This window comes from Nocardia acididurans (assembly GCF_016741815.1).
GTDB lineage: Bacteria > Actinomycetota > Actinomycetes > Mycobacteriales > Mycobacteriaceae > Nocardia > Nocardia acididurans.
The window spans coordinates 17,592-34,602 of the sequence record NZ_JAERRJ010000003.1; the positions used below are offsets into that span (position 1 = coordinate 17,592).

The window sequence follows — 17,011 nt, forward strand, 5'->3', positions numbered from 1 at the left end:
TTGAGTGACCTCCGTCGATACCCCGACACCGAACACCAATCCGGCCGGACCCAATGGCCGGAAACTGCTCCGCATCGAGGCCCGCAACGCCGAGACCCCGATCGAGCGCAAACCCAAGTGGATTCGCACCCGCGCCACCATGGGCCCCGAGTACTCCGAACTCAAGGGCCTGGTGAAACGCGAAGGGCTGCACACGGTTTGCGAAGAGGCGGGGTGTCCCAACATCTTCGAGTGCTGGGAGGACCGCGAGGCCACCTTCCTCATCGGCGGCGAGCAGTGCACGCGGCGCTGCGACTTCTGCCAGATCGACACCGGCAAACCCGCCGCACTCGACCGGGACGAGCCGCGCCGGGTGGCCGAGAGCGTGCAGGCCATGGGGCTGCGCTACTCCACCATCACCGGCGTCGCGCGCGACGATCTGGAGGACGGCGGGGCCTGGCTGTACGCCGAGACGGTGCGCGCCATCAAGCAGCTGAACCCGCACACCGGCGTGGAGCTGCTCATCCCTGATTTCAACGCCGATCCCGAACAGCTGGCCGAGGTGTTCTCCGCGCGGCCCGAGGTGCTGGCGCACAACCTGGAGACGGTGCCGCGCATCTTCAAGCGGATCCGGCCGGCGTTCCGGTACGAGCGGTCCCTCGCGGTGATCACCGCGGCGCGGGAGGCCGGGCTGGTCACCAAGTCCAACCTCATCCTCGGCATGGGCGAGACGCCCGACGAGGTCACCGCCGCCATGAAGGATCTGCACGAGGCCGGGTGCGACATCCTGACCATCACGCAGTACCTGCGGCCGTCGCCGCGGCACCATCCGGTGGATCGCTGGGTGAAGCCGGAGGAGTTCGTCGAACACTCCGACGTCGCAACCGAACTCGGCTTCGCGGGTGTCATGGCCGGGCCGCTGGTGCGCTCGTCGTACCGGGCCGGGCGGCTCTACGCGCAGGCCATGCGGCATCACGGGCGGGAGATCGCGCCCGAGATGGCGCACCTCGCCGAGGAGGGCACCGCCTCGCAGGAGGCCACCTCGGTGCTGGCGCGCTACGGCTCCTGAACCACGGTTTTCGCCCCGGCGGCGCCACCGTGAACGGCTCAATAACTCGAATCGTGGACGCGATCGGGGTCCCGGTGGGAAGGTTGAGATACCGCATCTATCGACCCCGGAGCGAGCCATATGGTCGAGCGAACGAGTGCGTCGGCAGGCGCCAACGGCAGGGCACTGACGGCCGAAAGGCCGGAGGACATACGAAATGTGGTGCTGGTAGGGCACAGCGGGTCGGGTAAGACCACGCTGGTGGAAGCCCTGGCCGTGGCCACGGGGGCGGTGATTCGCGCCGGGAGAGTCGAGGACGGCACCTCGGTGTCGGATTACGACGACATCGAGCAACGCCAGCACCGATCCGTCCAATTGTCGGTGGTGCCCATGGGGTGGGACGGCAGGAAGATCAACCTACTCGACACCCCCGGCTACGCGGATTTCGTCGGGGAATTGAGGGCCGGTCTGCGAGCAGCGGACGCGGCCCTTTTCGTACTCTCGGCCGCCGCCGGAATCGAAGGCGTGAGCGGGCCGACCCTGGCGCTGTGGGAGGAATGCGCGAGCGTCGGCATGCCGCGCGCCATTGTGCTCACCCATTTGGATACGGCGCGCGCGGATTTCGACGACATGACCGAGACATGCCGGGAGATTCTCGGCGGCGGAGTGTCGGAAAGCATTCTGCCGCTGCATCTTCCGGTGTACGCGGAGAAGGGGTCCGATGGGCATCGGCCGGTGGTCGGGCTCATCGATCTGCTCACCCAGCACGTGTACGACTACTCCGGTGGCGAGCATGTGGAGACGCCCGCCTCCGAGGAGCAGCGAGAAGTGCTGGAGGAGGCGCGGAATCGGCTCATCGAGGGGATCATCGCCGAGAGCGAGGACGAGACCCTCATGGAGCGCTACATCGGCGGGGAGGAGATCGACCTCGACACCCTGGTCGCCGACCTCGAAAAGGCGGTGGCGCGCGGCAGTTTCCATCCGGTGCTGATCGCCGCTCCCCCACCCGAGGGAGCCAAACAGGGCCTGGGGACGGTCGAGATCCTGGATCTCATCACGCGGGGATTCCCCACGCCCGCAGAGCATCCCGTCTCGGCTACCACCGCCAAGGGCAAGACCTCGGCACTGGTGTGCGATCCGAAGGCACCGTTGGCGGCGGAGATCATCCGCACCGCCTCCGACCCGTACGTGGGCCGCATGTCGTTGGTGCGGGTGTTCTCCGGGACGCTGCGCGCGGACGAGACTGTGCACGTGTGCGGGCACGGACCCACCGAGACCGTGAATCACGACTCGGATGAACGCGTCGGCGCGGTGTCCGCGCCGTTCGGGAAACAGCAGCGGCCGCTGGGGCAGGCCATCGCCGGGGATATCGTGTGCGTCACCAAACTCGCGCACGCCGAAACCGGGGATACCCTGTCCGCCAAGGATTCTCCGCTGCTCATCGAACCGTGGTCGATGCCGGATCCGCTGCTGCCCATTGCCATCAAAGCGCACAGCAAGGCCGACGAGGACAAGCTCTCGCAGGGGTTGAACCGGCTCGTCGCCGAGGATCCGACGGTGCGGCTGGAGCAGAATCCGGACACCCGGCAGCTGGTGCTGTGGTGCCTGGGCGAGGCGCATCGTGATGTGGCGCTGGAACGGCTGCGGTCCCGCTTCGGCGTGCAGGTGGACACCGTCGAGCACAAGGTGGCGCTGCGGGAGACCTTCGCGAGTTCCGCGGCCGGGCGGGGACGGCACGTGAAGCAGTCCGGTGGGCACGGGCAGTACGCCATCTGCGAGATCGAGGTCGCGCCGCTGCCCGAGGGGTCGGGTATCGAGTTCGTGGACAAGGTGGTGGGCGGAGTCGTTCCGCGGCAGTTCATTCCGTCGGTGGAGAAGGGGGTGCGGGCGCAGGCGCTGAAGGGTGTGGCGGCCGGATATCCGCTCGTGGATGTGCGGGTCACGCTGTTCGACGGCAAGGCGCACTCGGTGGACTCCTCCGACGCCGCCTTCCAGATGGCGGGCGCGCTCGCACTGCGGGAGGCCGCGGGCACGGCGCGGATCAACCTGCTGGAGCCGATATCCGAAGTGCTGGTGGTGGTTACCGACGAATACGTGGGCGCGGTGCTCGGTGATCTGTCCGGGCGGCGCGGCCGGGTGCTGGGTACGGAGCCGCTGGGCCGAGGCGGGCGCACCGCCATTCGCGCCGAGGTGCCGGAACTCGAATTGAGCCGGTACGCAGTGGATCTGCGCTCACTGGCGCACGGCGCGGCGACGTTCGCGCGAAGCTACGCGCGCCACGAGGCCATGCCCACCCAGCTGGCCGAGAACCTGCGCAAAACCTCCGGATAAACGAGAAAAGCCTGGGACTCCCCCGAAATGGCGGGAGTCCCAGGCTGTTTCGTGCGCAGCGGCGATTACTCGCAGGCGATGCCGTCGTTGTCGCGGTCCAGGGCGGGGCGGTAGCCCGGCTCGCCGCGCAGGATCGGAGCGGCACCCGCATCACGGGCGGCGGCGCAGTTCTTGTAGTAGACCTCCTCGGCCGAGGCCGACTTCGCACCCAGTACAAGGGCGGCGAGCAGAAGGGCGATGACGCCGAGGAAGGTCAGGGTCTTCTTCACTTGTGTTCTGTGTTCTTTCTCTTCGAGCACGAATTTCCCCATGGTTGTTACGACAACCGGTTCACAGCACAACACAGAAAAGCGCGCTTCACCAAACACTTGGCCGGTTATCGCCACCCCCGGTGTGGCCGCGCAGCCACGCCGGTCACGGCACGGATGTCCCCGTCGTGAGGTATGCGGTGCCCGGCCACTATCCTGGGTGGCATGGCAGCAGGTAAGGGCGGTAACCCGTCGAAGGAAGCGAAGGCCGCGGCGAAGGCGGCCCGCAAGGCGGAATCGAAGCAGCGCCGTCAGCAGCTCTGGCAGGCGTTCCAGATGCAGCGCAAGGAAGACAAGGCGCTGCTGCCGCTGATGATCGGCGCTTTCGTCGGCGTGACCGTGCTGTTCCTGGTGATCGGGTTGATCTTCGGACTGCAGTGGTTCCTGCTGCCGATCGGCCTGCTGCTGGGTGCGCTGGCCGCGTTCATCATCTTCGGACGCCGCGTGCAGAAGAACGTGTACACCAAGGCCGAGGGCCAGGCCGGCGCGGCGGCGTGGGTGCTCGACAATCTGCAGGGCAAGTGGCGGGTCACCCCGGGTGTCGCCGCGACCACCCAGCTCGATGCCGTGCACCGGGTCGTCGGGCTGCCGGGCGTGGTCCTGGTGGCCGAGGGTTCGCCGTCGCGGGTCAAGTCGCTGCTGGCGCAGGAGAAGAAGAAGGTCGCGCGACTGGTCGGCGATACGCCGATCTATGACGTGGTCATCGGCAACGAGAAGGACCAGGTGCCGCTCAAGGAGCTGCAGAAGTTCCTGACCAAGCTGCCGCGCAATATCGACACCAAGCGGATGGATCTGATCGAGGGCCGACTGTCGGCGCTCGCGACCCGCGGCGGTCCGGCGCTGCCGAAGGGTCCGCTGCCCGCCGGGGCGAAGATGCGTGGCGTGCAGCGCGCTGTGCGCCGCCGCTGAGGCATCGACTCTCGAAGGCCCGCGTCCGATTCGGACGCGGGCCTTCGTGTGTTTCGGGGTGTTTCGGCTGGTCGGTGCGGATTCGCTTGGGGGCGTGGCGATTCTGTGCAGAAAGTTCGGGCGGGCGGGAATGAACCCGGATGCTTATAACCTTCTATATGTCGATAGCCGGTTAGTCGGACCGGCGTGAACGATAGGACGAAGCAATGAGCATCACCGTGCGCCACCACACCGTGCAGATTCAGGGCCGGGACGTCTTCTACCGCGCGGCGGGCGATCCCGCGAACCCCGCACTCGTACTCCTGCACGGGTTCCCGTCCAGCTCCGCGATGTTCCGCAATCTGATCCCCGCCCTCGCCGACCGCTACCACGTGATCGCCCCCGACCACATCGGCTTCGGACAGTCGGCAATGCCCCGGGTCGGTGAATTCGAGTACACCTTCGAGAAACTCACCGAGATCACCCTGGACCTGCTCGACACCCTGGGCATCGAACGATTCGCGCTCTACATCCAGGACTACGGCGCACCCATCGGACTGCGCATCGCCTCCCGCAACCCCGCACGCGTCACCGCCCTCATCACCCAGTCCGGCAACGCGTACATGGAGGGCTTCACCCCGTTCTGGAAGCCGCTGTTCGACCACGCCGACGACCGCGCCGCCCACGAGCACGAGGTGCGCCCGCTGCTCGAGGCCGACGCCACGAAATGGCAGTACCTGCACGGTGTTCCGGCCGATCGCGTGGCGCTGATCTCCCCCGACACCTGGACCCTGGATCAGGCGTACCTGGACCGGCCCGGCAACAAGGAGATCCAGCTCGAACTGTTCGCCGACTACAAGGTCAACCTCGACGGCTACCCGGACTTCCAGAAGTACTTCGCCGAACACCAGCCGCCGACCCTGATCACCTGGGGCGAGCACGACGAGATCTTCGGGGCCGACGGAGCGCGGGCCTATCTGCGGGATCTGCCCGACGCCGAACTGCACCTACTGGACGCAGGGCACTTCGCGCTCGAATCACACGGCCACGAAATCGCCTCGTACATCCGGGATTTCCTGGAGCGCGTACTGCACTGAGCAGGGTACGCGGCGCCGGGGAGTCAGCCCCTCCCCGGCGGTCGTGTCGCGAGCACCGGGCGCAGAGCAACACCGGAGGGCGCTTGGGCAGTCTGCGCCAGGGGCGCAGGGTGGGCAAGCGCAGCACAACCCAGCACCGCGTCTCCCCCAACCCCCACCATCACACGTGCCGCCCCAGAAATCCGACCACATCCGGAGTAATAGTGCGCCAATACTCCTCGGTATGACCCCCCGGCGTAATGCGTCCGATCTCCGGCCGAGCCGAGCCGATGAACTGACGCGCACCGTCGATGAACTTGTCACGATCGCCGCACCACAGACCGATCGGCGAAGGCCCGAGTTTGTCGATATTGCGCAGCGGATCCAACCCAGCCCATTCGTCCGGATTGGAGAACGCGTTGCGTTTACTCATCTCCGGCCACGAGGTGAGCAGGCCCGGCGACACCGCGGCAATGGCATTGGCGGGGCGCCCGCGTTCGGCGCGGCGGCGTGAGTACACGAGTGCCCCGAAACCTCCCATGGATACCCCGGTACACGCGAACGGTTCACCCGCCGCGCCCCCGAGACGTCGCGCGGCCAGCCACTGCGGCACCTCGTCGAGCAGCATGCGCATCGGGTCGTCACCGCTGTAGTGCTCGTGCCAGTAGTTGTCCCCGCCGTCGACGGCGATGAATCCGAACGCGGGCACCAACCGGGTGGCGACCCCGGCCGCCAGCACGTCGGCGAGCCCGCCGACCGCGGCCTCGTGGGCATTGCCGTGCAGGCCGTGCAGCAGCAGCGACATGGGCAGGCCCTCGTGCGGGACGGTGGGCGGCAGGATGGTCACCACATTGACCTCGCGTCCGCGCGCGGCCGAGAACAGTCGTTCGGAGCGGATGGTCGAGTCGATCCCGAAGGCGGTCTTGCCGTCGAGCGGGTATCCGGCCTGCAGGGTGCGCTGCACCCCCTCGCCGCCCGCTGCGGCGTTCGCGCTCACGGCCGCGACACCGGCGGCCGCCAAGCCCAGCAGACCCGTGGACGCGAACAGCGACCGGCGGCTGAATCTCCGCGCGTCGGTTGTGTTCTCACCCATCGATCCTCCATCGGCACCACGTCAGCAATTCGCCGCGACACGGGCCGGGTGGGCGCGGGCCTGGCAGAACGCCGCCACACTACCGAGGTAAACCAACAACGGGTAACGAATTGGCTACGGATGAACTGAACCCCAGCCAAGAATCAGCGAAGAAAGACGAGGGCCGTTCCGGTGGCGCGGTCGTGCATTCCGCGGCCGTCGGCGTCGGAGAACAGCGCCGGAATCACGAACAGCAGGATGACCTGACGGCCCAGTGCGCGCACGAATCCGACGGGCGCGTCCGCGTCCACGCGACCCACACGCATGCGCAGGAAGTACTGGCCGGGCGTGAACCCGAACAGGGTCACCGAGATGACGCCGAGCGCGAACCACACCAGCAGGGTCGGCGTCGACAGCGAGCCCATTACCAGCGTGAAGCCCGACGGCGGCTGGGTGCCTTCCGGAATGGTCATCTTGGCCAGCAGCTCATCGGCATTGGGCCGCACGATCAGCGCCGCGATGCCGATGGACATGAACCAGTCGAGCATGAGCGCGATGATGCGCCGGAACATCGAGGCCAGCGCGCCCGGACCGGATTTGGGCAGGCCGAGGTCCTTGCCGGGGTAGTCACCGGGTTCGGGACTGCCGGATTCGGCGTTCGGTCCGGACAGCCAGGAGCCGGTGATGCGTGCCATGGCTTCCAGCTTAGGCGGCGCTCGCGGCCGGGTTTCGCGGCCCTCGCCGCGGGACCACTCGCCCTGCACGAGTCAGGACCACGTGATTGACTCGAGCCCCAACCGTCGGCACGCGTTGCGAACAGTTAGCGGCTCTCAGCCGGGCGCTGAAGATTCGGGGAGGCGGGACAGTCGGTGAGGATTCTCACGGCGACCGGCCCGCGACACGTAAGACCCCTATCTTTTCGGAGTCTTAGCGACCTCCCGGCGCAGGTGAATGGCAGGATATCGGTGCTGGTCGAGCGTCACTCGGTCACCGGTCAGGCCACTGGGCGAACCCGGGGGCACCGCCGAACCCCCGGCCAGCGGTACGTGTAACACTGACGAAACACAGCCTTGATTGCGGGGAAACTTCGCGTCCATACCGTCTGGTCGCGACGAACCCATGCAGTCACAACTGGCTGGGAACCGATCCGTAAGGAGTACTAAGTGGCGTTCAGCACGGCCGACGAGGTCATCAAGTACATCAAGGAGGAGGAGGTCGAATACGTCGACGTACGTTTCACCGACCTCCCCGGTGTGCAGCAGCACTTCTCGATCCCGGCGAAGGCGTTCACCGCTGATCTCGCCGAAGAGGGCCTGGCGTTCGACGGTTCGTCCGTCCGCGGCTTCCAGTCCATCGACGAGTCGGACATGCTGCTGCTGCCCGATTTCAGCACCGCTCGGATCGACCCCTTCCGTGCTGCGAAGACGCTGAACCTGAACTTCTTCGTGCACGACCCGTTCACCCGCGAGGCCTACTCCCGCGACCCGCGCAACATCGCGCGCAAGGCGGAGGAGTACCTGCGTTCGACCGGTATCGCCGACACCTGCTACTTCGGTGCCGAGGCCGAGTTCTACATCTTCGACTCGATCCGCTACGACTCGGCGATGAACGGTGCCTTCTACGAGATCGACTCGATCTCGGGCTCCTGGAACACCGGCGCCGAGTACAACGCCGACGGCACCCCGAACCGTGGCTACAAGGTGCGCAACAAGGGCGGTTACTTCCCCGTCGCGCCGTACGACCACTACGTGGATCTGCGCGACAAGATCTCGACCAACCTGCAGAACGCGGGCTTCGACCTGGAGCGCGGCCACCACGAGGTCGGCACCGCCGGTCAGGCCGAGATCAACTACCGCTTCAACACCCTGCTGGGCGCCGCTGACGACCTGCAGCTGTTCAAGTACATCGTGAAGAACACCGCGTGGCAGGAGGGTAAGACCGTTACCTTCATGCCGAAGCCGCTGTTCGGCGACAACGGCTCGGGCATGCACGCCCACCAGTCGCTGTGGAAGGACGGCAAGCCGCTGTTCCACGACGAGGCCGGTTACGCGGGCCTGTCGGATCTGGCGCGTCACTACATCGGCGGCATCCTGCACCACGCCCCGTCGCTGCTGGCGTTCACCAACCCGACCGTGAACTCCTACCACCGTCTGGTGCCGGGCTACGAGGCCCCCATCAACCTGGTGTACTCGCAGCGCAACCGCTCTGCCGCCGTGCGTATCCCGGTCACCGGTTCCAACCCGAAGGCCAAGCGCATCGAGTTCCGCGCGCCGGACTCCTCGGGCAACCCGTACCTGGCCTTCGCCGCCATGCTGATGGCCGGCATCGACGGCATCAAGAAGAAGATCGAGCCGCTGGCTCCGGTCGACAAGGACCTCTACGAGCTGCCGCCCGAGGAGGCCAAGAACATCCCGCAGGCCCCCACCTCCCTCGCGTCGGTCATCGACAAGCTCGAGGAAGACCACGACTACCTCACCGAGGGTGGCGTGTTCACCGAGGACCTGATCGAGACCTGGATCGACATCAAGCGCACCCAGGAAATCGCCCCGGTCAACCTGCGCCCGCACCCCTACGAGTTCGAGCTCTACTTCGACGTCTAAATCGTCGGAGCGGCAACGACTCCCGGAAAGCCCCCAGCCCGCACGGGCTGGGGGCTTTCCCCTTTCCTGCGGGTTTCAGTCCCGAGGTTTTTTCAGCGGGTCGCCGGATCGGCTGTGCGGTAGGGCATTCGGTAGTGGACGCCGGTGAGCTCCTCCGAGAGCTGCCACAGGCGGGTGGCGGTTTCGGTGTCCCGCTACAGGCGGCCGCGGTTCGCGTTCGCGCCGCCGGTGAGGATATTGGTGTGGGCCAGGCCGGGTGCGACGGCCATGCTGCGCAGCGGCAGGCCCCAGGCGTCGGCGCGGCGCTGTAGTTCCATCGCGAAGTAGAGGTTCGCGCGTTTGGACTGGACGTAGGCGAAAGCGGTGCGGTAGCGGCGTTCGGCATCGAGGTTGCCGACGTCGAAGCGTGCGAAGCGCTGGCCTTCGCTGCTGACGGTGACCACCCGCGGTTCCGGTGCGGCGGCGAGGTATTCGAGCAGAAGGCCGGTGAGCGCGAAGGTGCCGAGGTGATTGACGCCGAACTGGGATTCGAAACCGTCGGCGGTGCGCGCGAACGGCACCATCGCGATCCCGGCATTGTTGACCAGCAGATCGAGGCCGCCGCGATCCCACTGCCGGGCGAATTCCCGAATCGACGACAGGTCAGCCAAATCCAGTCGACGCGATTCCACCTGTGCGCCAGGGACTTCGGTGCGCAGCCGATCGAAGGCCGCTTGCGCTCGGCTGGGATTACGGCAGGCCAACACCACCTGGGCACCGGCGCGGGCGAGTTCGCGCGCGGTGATGTAGCCGATGCCGCTGTTCGCTCCGGTCACCACCGCCGTTCGGCCGTGGAGATCCATGCGGAAGTCGTGCTGGAAAGGCCGGGCATTTCGTGCCATGTCGTTCCCCTACTCGGATTCTCGGACATTCGGGTAGGCCCACCCTCGTTATCGCAACTCTGAGTAGTGCACGCGGCGACGCTGACCGGAGATCGCGGCGGCCCGGCGGCAGATCTTCGCCGATCGTTGCCGACGGGCCGAGCCGGTGGTGACGCGCGCGGTCGAGCGCGGCGAGCTGCCCGCCGGAACAGATCCTGTCCGCGTGCTGAGCACCTTGGCCGCCCCGATCCACTTCCAACTGCTCGTCACCGGCGAACCGGTCGACGAGCGGACCGCCGACCAGTCTGCGGCGGTCACGCTGGCAGCCGCCCGCGCCGGGGCGTTGACCTGACTGGAACGCATATACTGATTCGAAACACGCGAGAATTCTTGCGGTGCAGTTGAATTCGTGGAACGAAGCCAGGGTGGGTCTCGGTCAGCGGCCCGGTTGTCTCGGTCAGTAGCGGTTGTCAGGAGAAGCGGGCCTTCATTCGCGGGGTGGGCATAATGTCTCGCCCGTGAAAATTAATTCATTTGCAAGACTGAAGATTTCCCTTATTTCTGTGGCGGTGGCCGTTGTCGGGGTGCTCGGCGGCGCGGCTACCGCACCGTCGATCGCTTCGGCCGAACCCGCCGAACTCGCCGCGGGGAGCGGGGGGTTGATCACCTTCGAGGGGGCCGTCAATGTGCGGGATCTGGGTGGGTATTGGACTTATGACGGGTCCAAGACCAAGTCCGGGAAGATGATTCGGGCCGAGGCGCTGGCCAAGCTGACCGATGCGGATGTGCAGAAGCTGGCGGGGTTGAAGGTGCAGACCGTGGTGGATTTGCGGACTCAGGCCGAGGTGCAGGCGATGGGGGCGGATCGGTTGCCGAATGGGGTTCCGTTGGTGTCGCGGGCCATCGAGGACAATGGGATGTTCGGGAAGATGTATGCGGCCATTCAGTCCCGGGATCCGGTGAAGCAGCAGGAGCTGCTGGGGGACGGGAAGGCCGAGCAGATCATGCGGGATATGTACAAGAGCTTCTTCACCAGTGATTCGTTGAGCAAGTTCGGGCAGACCGTGAAGGATTTGGCGAATACCAATACGGCTACGCTCTTTCACTGCACCGCGGGGAAGGATCGGACGGGGTGGATTTCCTACATCACGCTGCGGGCGGTGGGAGTGCCGGAATCCATTGCGCGGGACGACTATTTGAAGTCGAATGATTATCGGGCGGCGGCGGACGCGGCGCTGCGGCAGCAGTTGAAGCAGGCGGGGGTGATGCAGAATCCGGATCTGCTGATTCCGCTGCAGGAGGTGCGCGATGAGTATCTGGATGTGGCGGTGCAGCTGGTGACCGAGAAGTACGGGGATTTCGGGAAGTTTCTCACGAAGGGGCTCGGTCTGGACGCGGGCACGATTCTGAAGCTGCGTAAGAATTTGGTTGGGTGACAGGTTAATTGAGGGTGTGGCGGGCTGGGTCGCGATTCGCGATCGGGCCGAGGACCGAAAGGTCCAGGGCGCGACGGAAATCGGTCCAGCCTGCCGCACGCAGATCTTCGGGGGAGGCTACGCCCAGCGCGTCGCGCAGGCCCAGGGCGGCGGAGCGGGCCAGATCGAGCAGGCCGTTCGGGGGAAGGGGCCAGGTGAGGGTGCGGCGCCAGTTCTCGATTTCATGGTGCAGTGCGGGAGCGGTCCAACCGAGATCACGCAGGCGTTGCGCGGCGGATTCCGAAATCGGTTGGGGCAGATAGTAATTGCCGGTGAGTTCGGCGGAGAGTTTGATGTCGAACTGCTGGAACTGGACGTAGCGATTACCGGTGGCGGCGATGACGAGCGTTGCGCGGGAGGGTAATTCGGCTAGACATCGGGCCAATGCCTGCACGAACGCGTCCCAGTTCATAGCTGTCTCGCTTCGACCCCGATATTCATCGCCGCCGATCATACGCCGTCCAATGTGACGGTTGCCACCGGCGCGAGATGGTGAGAGACTTCAATCGTAATCGTCTCATCCTGTCGCGACCCCGGCAGGACCGTGATCAAAGGAGATCACCATGACCGCGGCCGTCACGCAGATCGATCACACGCCCCGAGCAGCCCGCCCCGAACGCCGGCCGTTCGAACCCGGAACCCGCATGTGGGACGACACCGGCCTGATCACCTTCTCCCTCACCGCCGGCTCCGCCTTCCTGCTGCAGACCATGGAACCGAGCATCTCCGCGGTCGTCGACGAGCATTCGACCTTCCGCACCGACGCCCTCGGCCGCGCCGCCCGCAGTATCGCCTCGGTCATGATGTGGGTGTACGGCGGTGAGGAGGCCCTCGCCGAGGCCGATCGCCTGCGCACGATGCACGCCACCCTGAACACCACCGACGCGCAGGGCACCAAACATCAGGCCCTGTCGTCCGCGCCGTGGGCGTGGGTGCTGCACACCGGCGTCTTCGCCTTCGTCGAGGGCAACAAGTACTTCTCCGACAAGCCGCTCACCGAGGCCGACAAGGAGTCGTACTACCAGGAGGTCGTGCAGCTCATGCGCAATTTCCAGGTGGCGCCCAAGGAGATTCCGGCCAGCTTCGCCGAGTGGGAGCCGTGGTTCTACGACCAGGTGGACAACCATCTGCAGGTCACCGGCACCGCCTACGACTATCTGAAGGTGATCCGCAGCATCACCCCGCCCAGACAGGTTCCCGCGCCGCTGCATCCGGTGTGGCGTGCGGTGACCAGGCCGGTCGGGCGACTGCAGTACTTCTTCACCGTGGGCACGACCCCGCAGAACATTCGCGAGAAGCTGGGCCTGGAGTGGACCGCCAAGGATGAGCGCACCCTGCGCGCCCTCGGCTGGGTGATCGGCCGCACCGTGCCGATGCTGCCCGAACGCGTCCGCTATTTCCCCATCGCCTTCGAGGCCCGCCGCGTGGAACGGGACAGGCAGCGGCTGCGCAAGATCATCACCATGCGCCCGGTCTGACCCGGACGCACCCGGGAAGAGTGCCACGCGGTCACCGGATCTGCTGAACAATGCGAGGGTGACTGTCGACCTCCCGCACCGGACCGGTGACCGATGACCCGTATCGCCCCGACCCCCGCCGGCGTGGACGATGCCACCGCCGAACGCCTGGCCGCCGCACTGCGCTGCGCCACCATCTCGCGAGAGGATCCGGCGCAGCTCGACCGCACCGAATTCGACCGGCTGGCAACGCATCTGGAGCATTCCTTCCCGCTGGTGCACAAGCATCTGACCTGGGAGACGTTCGGCCACAGCAGGTTGTACCGGTGGGGCGGCACGGCCGAGGCCGGGTCGCTCCCCCACGCGGGCGCCGATCCCGGTACCCCCCTGCCGAATACCGGCGAGACCGAGGCAGTCGCCGCGATCCTGCTGGCGCATATGGATGTCGTCCCCGTCGACGACGAGACCGGGTGGACGCATCCGCCGTTCTCGGGTGCGGTGGACGGCGACTTCATCTGGGGCCGCGGCGCCATCGACGACAAGAGCCGGGTGCTGGCGATCCTGGAGGCGGTGGAATCGGCGCTGGCGGAAGGGGTTCGGCCGCGCGACACCATCTATCTGGCCTTCGGCCACGACGAGGAGGTCTTCGGCTCCGCGGGCGCGGCGCGTATGGCCGCGCGGCTGCGGGAGCGGGGTGTGCGGGCGGGGCTGCTGCTCGATGAGGGCGGGGTGATCACGTCCGGGGTGGCCGACGGTGTCGACCGCCCGGTGGCCACGATCATGGTGGGCGAGAAGGGTTTCGCCACCGTACGACTGTCGGTGGTGGACGTGGGCGGGCACTCCTCCATGCCGGGGAGGCAGACGGCGGTGGGCAGGCTGGCGCGGGCGGTGGCGCGGCTGCAGGATCATCCGTTCCCGCTGCGCCTGACGCCGGTGACGGTGGATATGGTGACCCGGCTGCGGGATGTCATGTCCGAACCGCGACGCTCCCTGCTCGGGCTGGTGAATGTGGCCGGGCCCGCCATCGCCCGGGTGCTGGCACAGCGCCCGCAGACCGAGGCGCTGGTGCGAACCACGACCGCCCCCACCATGATTCACGGCGGCGTGAAGCCGAACGTGCTGCCGCAGCGGGCCGAAGCCTTCGTGAATTTCCGTATCCTGCCCGGTGATTCGGTGGCGAGCGTGCTGGCGCACTGCCGGAAGGTGGTGCGCGACAAGCGGGTTGCCATCGAGCTGGCGGGCACGACCTCGGAGCCGACGCCGAATCCGTCGGCCGGTCCGGGCGTGGAGTTGATCTCCGAGCTGGCGCGGGAGGTGGCGCCCGGCATCGCGGTGACGGTCGGCATCGTGCCGGGCGCGACCGACTCCCGGTACTACGACGATCTGGCGGTGACCCGCTGCAATTTCGCGCCGATCACCCTGACCGGGCAGGATCTGGAGCGTATTCACGGCACCAACGAGCGCATCTCGCGGGTGAACTATGCCCGGCTGATCACCTTCAACCGCCTCCTCATCGCCCGTCTCGCCTGAATTGCACGAATAGTGCGCGACAATGGCCCGGAACCGCGACGGCCCGCACCGCGATGCCGCAGCACCCACGCGAATGGAGGACCGATGACCCGAACCGAGACCGGCGAGTTCCAGGGCGCGGGCGGCCGCATCTACTGGCAGGCCTGGCTGCCCGAGGCGGGACCGCGCGCGGTAGCGGTGATCGTGCACGGTTACGCCGAGCACTCCGGCCGCTACGCCCATGTGGCGCAGCGGCTCACCGAGGCCGGGATCGCGGCGTACGCGCTCGACCATGTCGGCCATGGCCGCTCGGCCGGGAAGAACGCGAATGTGGAGTCGCTGGACTGGGCGGCCGACAATGTGGCGGCGCTGCTGAAGCTGGCCACCGACAGGCATCCCGGACTGCCGCACTTCGTGATCGGGCACAGTATGGGCGGCCTCGTCACGGCGTATCTGGCCACGCGCGCGCCGCTGGATGTCACCGGGATCGCGCTCTCGGGTCCGGCGGTCAAGGTCGACGCCGGTAATGCGGTGCAGCGCGTCATCGCACCGTTCGTGGGCCGCTATCTGCCGACACTGCCTGTGCTGAAACTGGATTCGAGTCTGGTGAGCCGTGACCCGAAGGTGGTGCACGCCTACGACACCGATCCGCTGGTGTATCACGGCGGCGTCCCCGCCCGCACCGCCATCGAAATGCTGCGCGCGGGTGATTTCGTGCTGTCGCACCTGGAGAATCTGACCGTGCCCCTGCTGGTGCAGCACGGCAGCGCCGACGGCCTGGCCTCCCCCGTCGGCACCGATATCATCGATCAGCTCGCGGCGTCGAAGGACAAGACCGTCATCCGCTACGACGGCCTCTACCACGAGATCTACAACGAGCCCGAGCAGGACAAGACGATCACCGACCTGGTGAACTGGCTGGAGGCGCACATCCCCGCCGCCTGACCGAGGCCGCTATCGGTAGGTGCCGAAGCAGGCCGAGTCACCGTCCAGGACACCGGTTCTGAAGGCTTCGAGCCGGACGAAGCCGCTCGGCACCACCTCGCCGTTCACGTCGGCGGCCGCGAGGCCGTCGGCGAGCAGCCCGGAGACGGCCTCGTCGAGATCGTCGGAGGACAGCGAGATCTCGTTGACGCCGACACTGAGTTTGGTGCTGTACGCGCCCGCCAGGCAGGCCGCGCGCAGGCCGGCGGTGTCCGCGCCGGTCAGCGACAGCTGCCGATCCTGTTGCACCGCAAGCATGTACCGGGACACGAACAGCACGAACCCGCTGTAGTCGCCCGCCACCATGGACGACAGCAGTTCGTCCTCGTCGCCGCCGCGGGCCAGTCTGGCCAGCGACTGCACGTCGATGCCGACGGTATTGTCCGACGGGCAGTACGAAACCGGTTGTGTGGTGGTCACATTCGGGCAGCCGCGGGTGACGCCGGAGTAGTCGAAGGTGGGGTCGCGCCGCAGGGGGTAGGTGGTGACCAGCGTGGCGGCCACCTGATCGAGGGTCTGCCGGTTCACGTTCAGCTGATTGTCGTCAAGCCCGATCCGGTAGCTGGTCGGCAGCGTGCCGCGGCGTTCCTCGAGCTCGGCGCGGGTGATCCGCGCGCAGGCTTCGGTGCCGTCCTGGTAGCCGATCTGCACGGCCGTCACCCGTTCGAACGCGGTGCCGTGCTCGTCCGCCGACGCGCCCGCCACCCGGTCGCGCACGGCGATGGTCGCGCCGAGCACACTGTTCAACCCGTCGGTGGTGTTGACGGTGAAGTGCCGCGAATTCCCTTCCGCCACATGGCGCAGGAACACCCCTTCGAAGCAGTCGGCCTGCTGTTCGGCGACGACGGTGGGGGTGAGGATGCCGTTGAGCCGGGCCTGCGTCTGCAGTACGTGCCCGTACTCGTGGGCCATCACCATCACCACGGAGATGGCGCCGAACTTCTGCTCGAGTTCGGGCAGCAGCACGCCGCGGTCCCAGCCGATGGATTCGTCCAGGCTGCAGTAGGCGGCGTTGACCAGTTCGAAGGTGGTTTCCCGGCAGAACTCCACGGCCTGGCGGCGGGGTGCGGTCGCATCCCATGAGACGAAGCGGCTGGGCGGGGTGAAGCTGCCGGGAAAACTGTTGGGGTACTCGGTGGTCCAGAACTCCTGCAGGTCGGCGAGCGCGTTGACCACGAGCTGGTCGACCGCGCCGCCGTCACTGCCCTGGACCGGTAGGTCGGCGTCGGGCACGCCCGCGCGCGGACCGTTGGGTCCGGTGGCCGAGGCGGCGCCCTCGATATCGAACGGATCGTCCGCGCGATTCGAAACCGTCTCGTCGCCAGGGATTTTCACCACACCGCAGCCGGTGAGCGCCGCCCCGGCGACCAGCAGTACGGCGGCGGAGACCGCCGCCCACAGCCGCGAATTCCGCATCTCGCCCT

Annotated in this window: 16 protein-coding genes; 10 read left to right on the plus strand and 6 right to left on the minus strand. The window is 66.9% G+C overall.

What is annotated here, in order from left to right:
* Positions 1 to 4 precede the first annotated feature (4 nt).
* Both lipA and JK358_RS08230 read left to right on the plus strand, forming a co-directional pair.
* Positions 5 to 1,048 carry a lipoyl synthase gene (gene lipA, locus JK358_RS08225; RefSeq protein ID WP_201945271.1) on the plus strand — a complete coding sequence of 348 codons (1,044 nt, stop codon included), beginning with the start codon at positions 5 to 7 and terminating at the stop codon, positions 1,046 to 1,048.
* Positions 1,049 to 1,168: 120 nt separating this feature from the next.
* Positions 1,169 to 3,358, plus strand: coding sequence for an elongation factor G-like protein EF-G2 (locus JK358_RS08230; protein ID WP_201945272.1), 2,190 nt, complete (start codon positions 1,169 to 1,171; stop codon positions 3,356 to 3,358).
* Positions 3,359 to 3,423: 65 nt separating this feature from the next.
* Here the strand turns inward: JK358_RS08230 and JK358_RS08235 are convergent, their stop codons facing one another.
* On the minus strand, positions 3,424 to 3,627 hold the full coding sequence (locus JK358_RS08235) for an excalibur calcium-binding domain-containing protein (RefSeq protein ID WP_307817390.1): 204 nt from the start codon (positions 3,625 to 3,627) through the stop codon (positions 3,424 to 3,426).
* Between the two features lie 204 nt (positions 3,628 to 3,831).
* Here JK358_RS08235 and JK358_RS08240 point away from each other — a divergent pair, with 204 nt between their 5' ends.
* Both JK358_RS08240 and JK358_RS08245 read left to right on the plus strand, forming a co-directional pair.
* Positions 3,832 to 4,575 (plus strand): DUF4191 domain-containing protein, encoded by a 744-nt coding sequence (locus tag JK358_RS08240; protein WP_201945274.1) that lies wholly within the window; start codon positions 3,832 to 3,834, stop codon positions 4,573 to 4,575.
* 206 nt (positions 4,576 to 4,781) lie between these two features.
* Positions 4,782 to 5,651: an alpha/beta fold hydrolase gene (locus JK358_RS08245; RefSeq protein WP_201945275.1), complete on the plus strand. Its 870-nt coding sequence runs from the start codon at positions 4,782 to 4,784 to the stop codon at positions 5,649 to 5,651.
* A gap of 160 nt (positions 5,652 to 5,811) precedes the next feature.
* Here the strand turns inward: JK358_RS08245 and JK358_RS08250 are convergent, their stop codons facing one another.
* Together JK358_RS08250 and JK358_RS08255 are read right to left on the minus strand one after the other, a co-directional pair.
* The gene (locus JK358_RS08250) at positions 5,812 to 6,723 is read right to left on the minus strand and encodes an alpha/beta hydrolase (RefSeq protein ID WP_201945276.1); all 912 of its coding nucleotides are present in this window, start codon (positions 6,721 to 6,723) and stop codon (positions 5,812 to 5,814) included.
* Positions 6,724 to 6,866: 143 nt separating this feature from the next.
* Positions 6,867 to 7,397 (minus strand): RDD family protein, encoded by a 531-nt coding sequence (locus JK358_RS08255; protein WP_201945277.1) that lies wholly within the window; start codon positions 7,395 to 7,397, stop codon positions 6,867 to 6,869.
* A gap of 468 nt (positions 7,398 to 7,865) precedes the next feature.
* Here JK358_RS08255 and glnA point away from each other — a divergent pair, with 468 nt between their 5' ends.
* Positions 7,866 to 9,302, plus strand: a complete 1,437-nt coding sequence (gene glnA / locus JK358_RS08260; protein WP_201945278.1) for a type I glutamate--ammonia ligase — start codon at positions 7,866 to 7,868, stop codon at positions 9,300 to 9,302.
* 194 nt (positions 9,303 to 9,496) lie between these two features.
* Here glnA and JK358_RS08265 read toward each other — a convergent pair whose 3' ends face one another.
* On the minus strand, positions 9,497 to 10,183 hold the full coding sequence (locus tag JK358_RS08265; protein ID WP_232851007.1) for an SDR family NAD(P)-dependent oxidoreductase: 687 nt from the start codon (positions 10,181 to 10,183) through the stop codon (positions 9,497 to 9,499).
* 91 nt (positions 10,184 to 10,274) lie between these two features.
* Between JK358_RS08265 and JK358_RS08270 the strand changes: the two genes are divergently transcribed.
* Positions 10,275 to 10,514, plus strand: a complete 240-nt coding sequence (locus JK358_RS08270; protein ID WP_201946192.1) for a TetR-like C-terminal domain-containing protein — start codon at positions 10,275 to 10,277, stop codon at positions 10,512 to 10,514.
* Between the two features lie 115 nt (positions 10,515 to 10,629).
* On the plus strand, positions 10,630 to 11,598 hold the full coding sequence (locus tag JK358_RS08275; RefSeq protein WP_232851008.1) for a tyrosine-protein phosphatase: 969 nt from the start codon (positions 10,630 to 10,632) through the stop codon (positions 11,596 to 11,598).
* A 4-nt stretch (positions 11,599 to 11,602) separates the two neighbouring features.
* Here the strand turns inward: JK358_RS08275 and JK358_RS08280 are convergent, their stop codons facing one another.
* The gene (locus tag JK358_RS08280; protein ID WP_201945279.1) at positions 11,603 to 12,049 is read right to left on the minus strand and encodes a TY-Chap domain-containing protein; all 447 of its coding nucleotides are present in this window, start codon (positions 12,047 to 12,049) and stop codon (positions 11,603 to 11,605) included.
* 151 nt (positions 12,050 to 12,200) lie between these two features.
* Here JK358_RS08280 and JK358_RS08285 point away from each other — a divergent pair, with 151 nt between their 5' ends.
* The 3 genes from JK358_RS08285 (at position 12,201) to JK358_RS08295 (ending at position 15,548) form a co-directional block, all read left to right on the plus strand.
* Positions 12,201 to 13,115, plus strand: a complete 915-nt coding sequence (locus JK358_RS08285; RefSeq protein WP_201945280.1) for an oxygenase MpaB family protein — start codon at positions 12,201 to 12,203, stop codon at positions 13,113 to 13,115.
* A gap of 93 nt (positions 13,116 to 13,208) precedes the next feature.
* The gene (locus tag JK358_RS08290; protein ID WP_201945281.1) at positions 13,209 to 14,624 is read left to right on the plus strand and encodes a M20/M25/M40 family metallo-hydrolase; all 1,416 of its coding nucleotides are present in this window, start codon (positions 13,209 to 13,211) and stop codon (positions 14,622 to 14,624) included.
* Positions 14,625 to 14,708: 84 nt separating this feature from the next.
* Positions 14,709 to 15,548 carry an alpha/beta hydrolase gene (locus JK358_RS08295; protein ID WP_201945282.1) on the plus strand — a complete coding sequence of 280 codons (840 nt, stop codon included), beginning with the start codon at positions 14,709 to 14,711 and terminating at the stop codon, positions 15,546 to 15,548.
* A gap of 9 nt (positions 15,549 to 15,557) precedes the next feature.
* On the opposite strand, the gene JK358_RS08300 is transcribed toward JK358_RS08295, so the two are convergent.
* On the minus strand, positions 15,558 to 17,003 hold the full coding sequence (locus JK358_RS08300) for a neutral zinc metallopeptidase (protein WP_201945283.1): 1,446 nt from the start codon (positions 17,001 to 17,003) through the stop codon (positions 15,558 to 15,560).
* Between the last annotated feature and the right edge of the window lie 8 nt (positions 17,004 to 17,011).

What these genes read in the sequence shown, in the direction of transcription:
- JK358_RS08250 (WP_201945276.1), bottom strand. Translation starts at nt 6,723, where the DNA reads ATGGGTGAGAACACAACCGACGCGCGGAGATTCAGCCGCCGGTCGCTG.
- JK358_RS08230 (WP_201945272.1), top strand. Translation starts at nt 1,169, where the DNA reads ATGGTCGAGCGAACGAGTGCGTCGGCAGGCGCCAACGGCAGGGCACTG.
- JK358_RS08240 (WP_201945274.1), top strand. Translation starts at nt 3,832, where the DNA reads ATGGCAGCAGGTAAGGGCGGTAACCCGTCGAAGGAAGCGAAGGCCGCG.
- JK358_RS08285 (WP_201945280.1), top strand. Translation starts at nt 12,201, where the DNA reads ATGACCGCGGCCGTCACGCAGATCGATCACACGCCCCGAGCAGCCCGC.
- JK358_RS08290 (WP_201945281.1), top strand. Translation starts at nt 13,209, where the DNA reads ATGACCCGTATCGCCCCGACCCCCGCCGGCGTGGACGATGCCACCGCC.
- JK358_RS08245 (WP_201945275.1), top strand. Translation starts at nt 4,782, where the DNA reads ATGAGCATCACCGTGCGCCACCACACCGTGCAGATTCAGGGCCGGGAC.
- JK358_RS08255 (WP_201945277.1), bottom strand. Translation starts at nt 7,397, where the DNA reads ATGGCACGCATCACCGGCTCCTGGCTGTCCGGACCGAACGCCGAATCC.
- JK358_RS08280 (WP_201945279.1), bottom strand. Translation starts at nt 12,049, where the DNA reads ATGAACTGGGACGCGTTCGTGCAGGCATTGGCCCGATGTCTAGCCGAA.
- JK358_RS08295 (WP_201945282.1), top strand. Translation starts at nt 14,709, where the DNA reads ATGACCCGAACCGAGACCGGCGAGTTCCAGGGCGCGGGCGGCCGCATC.
- JK358_RS08265 (WP_232851007.1), bottom strand. Translation starts at nt 10,183, where the DNA reads ATGGCACGAAATGCCCGGCCTTTCCAGCACGACTTCCGCATGGATCTC.
- JK358_RS08300 (WP_201945283.1), bottom strand. Translation starts at nt 17,003, where the DNA reads ATGCGGAATTCGCGGCTGTGGGCGGCGGTCTCCGCCGCCGTACTGCTG.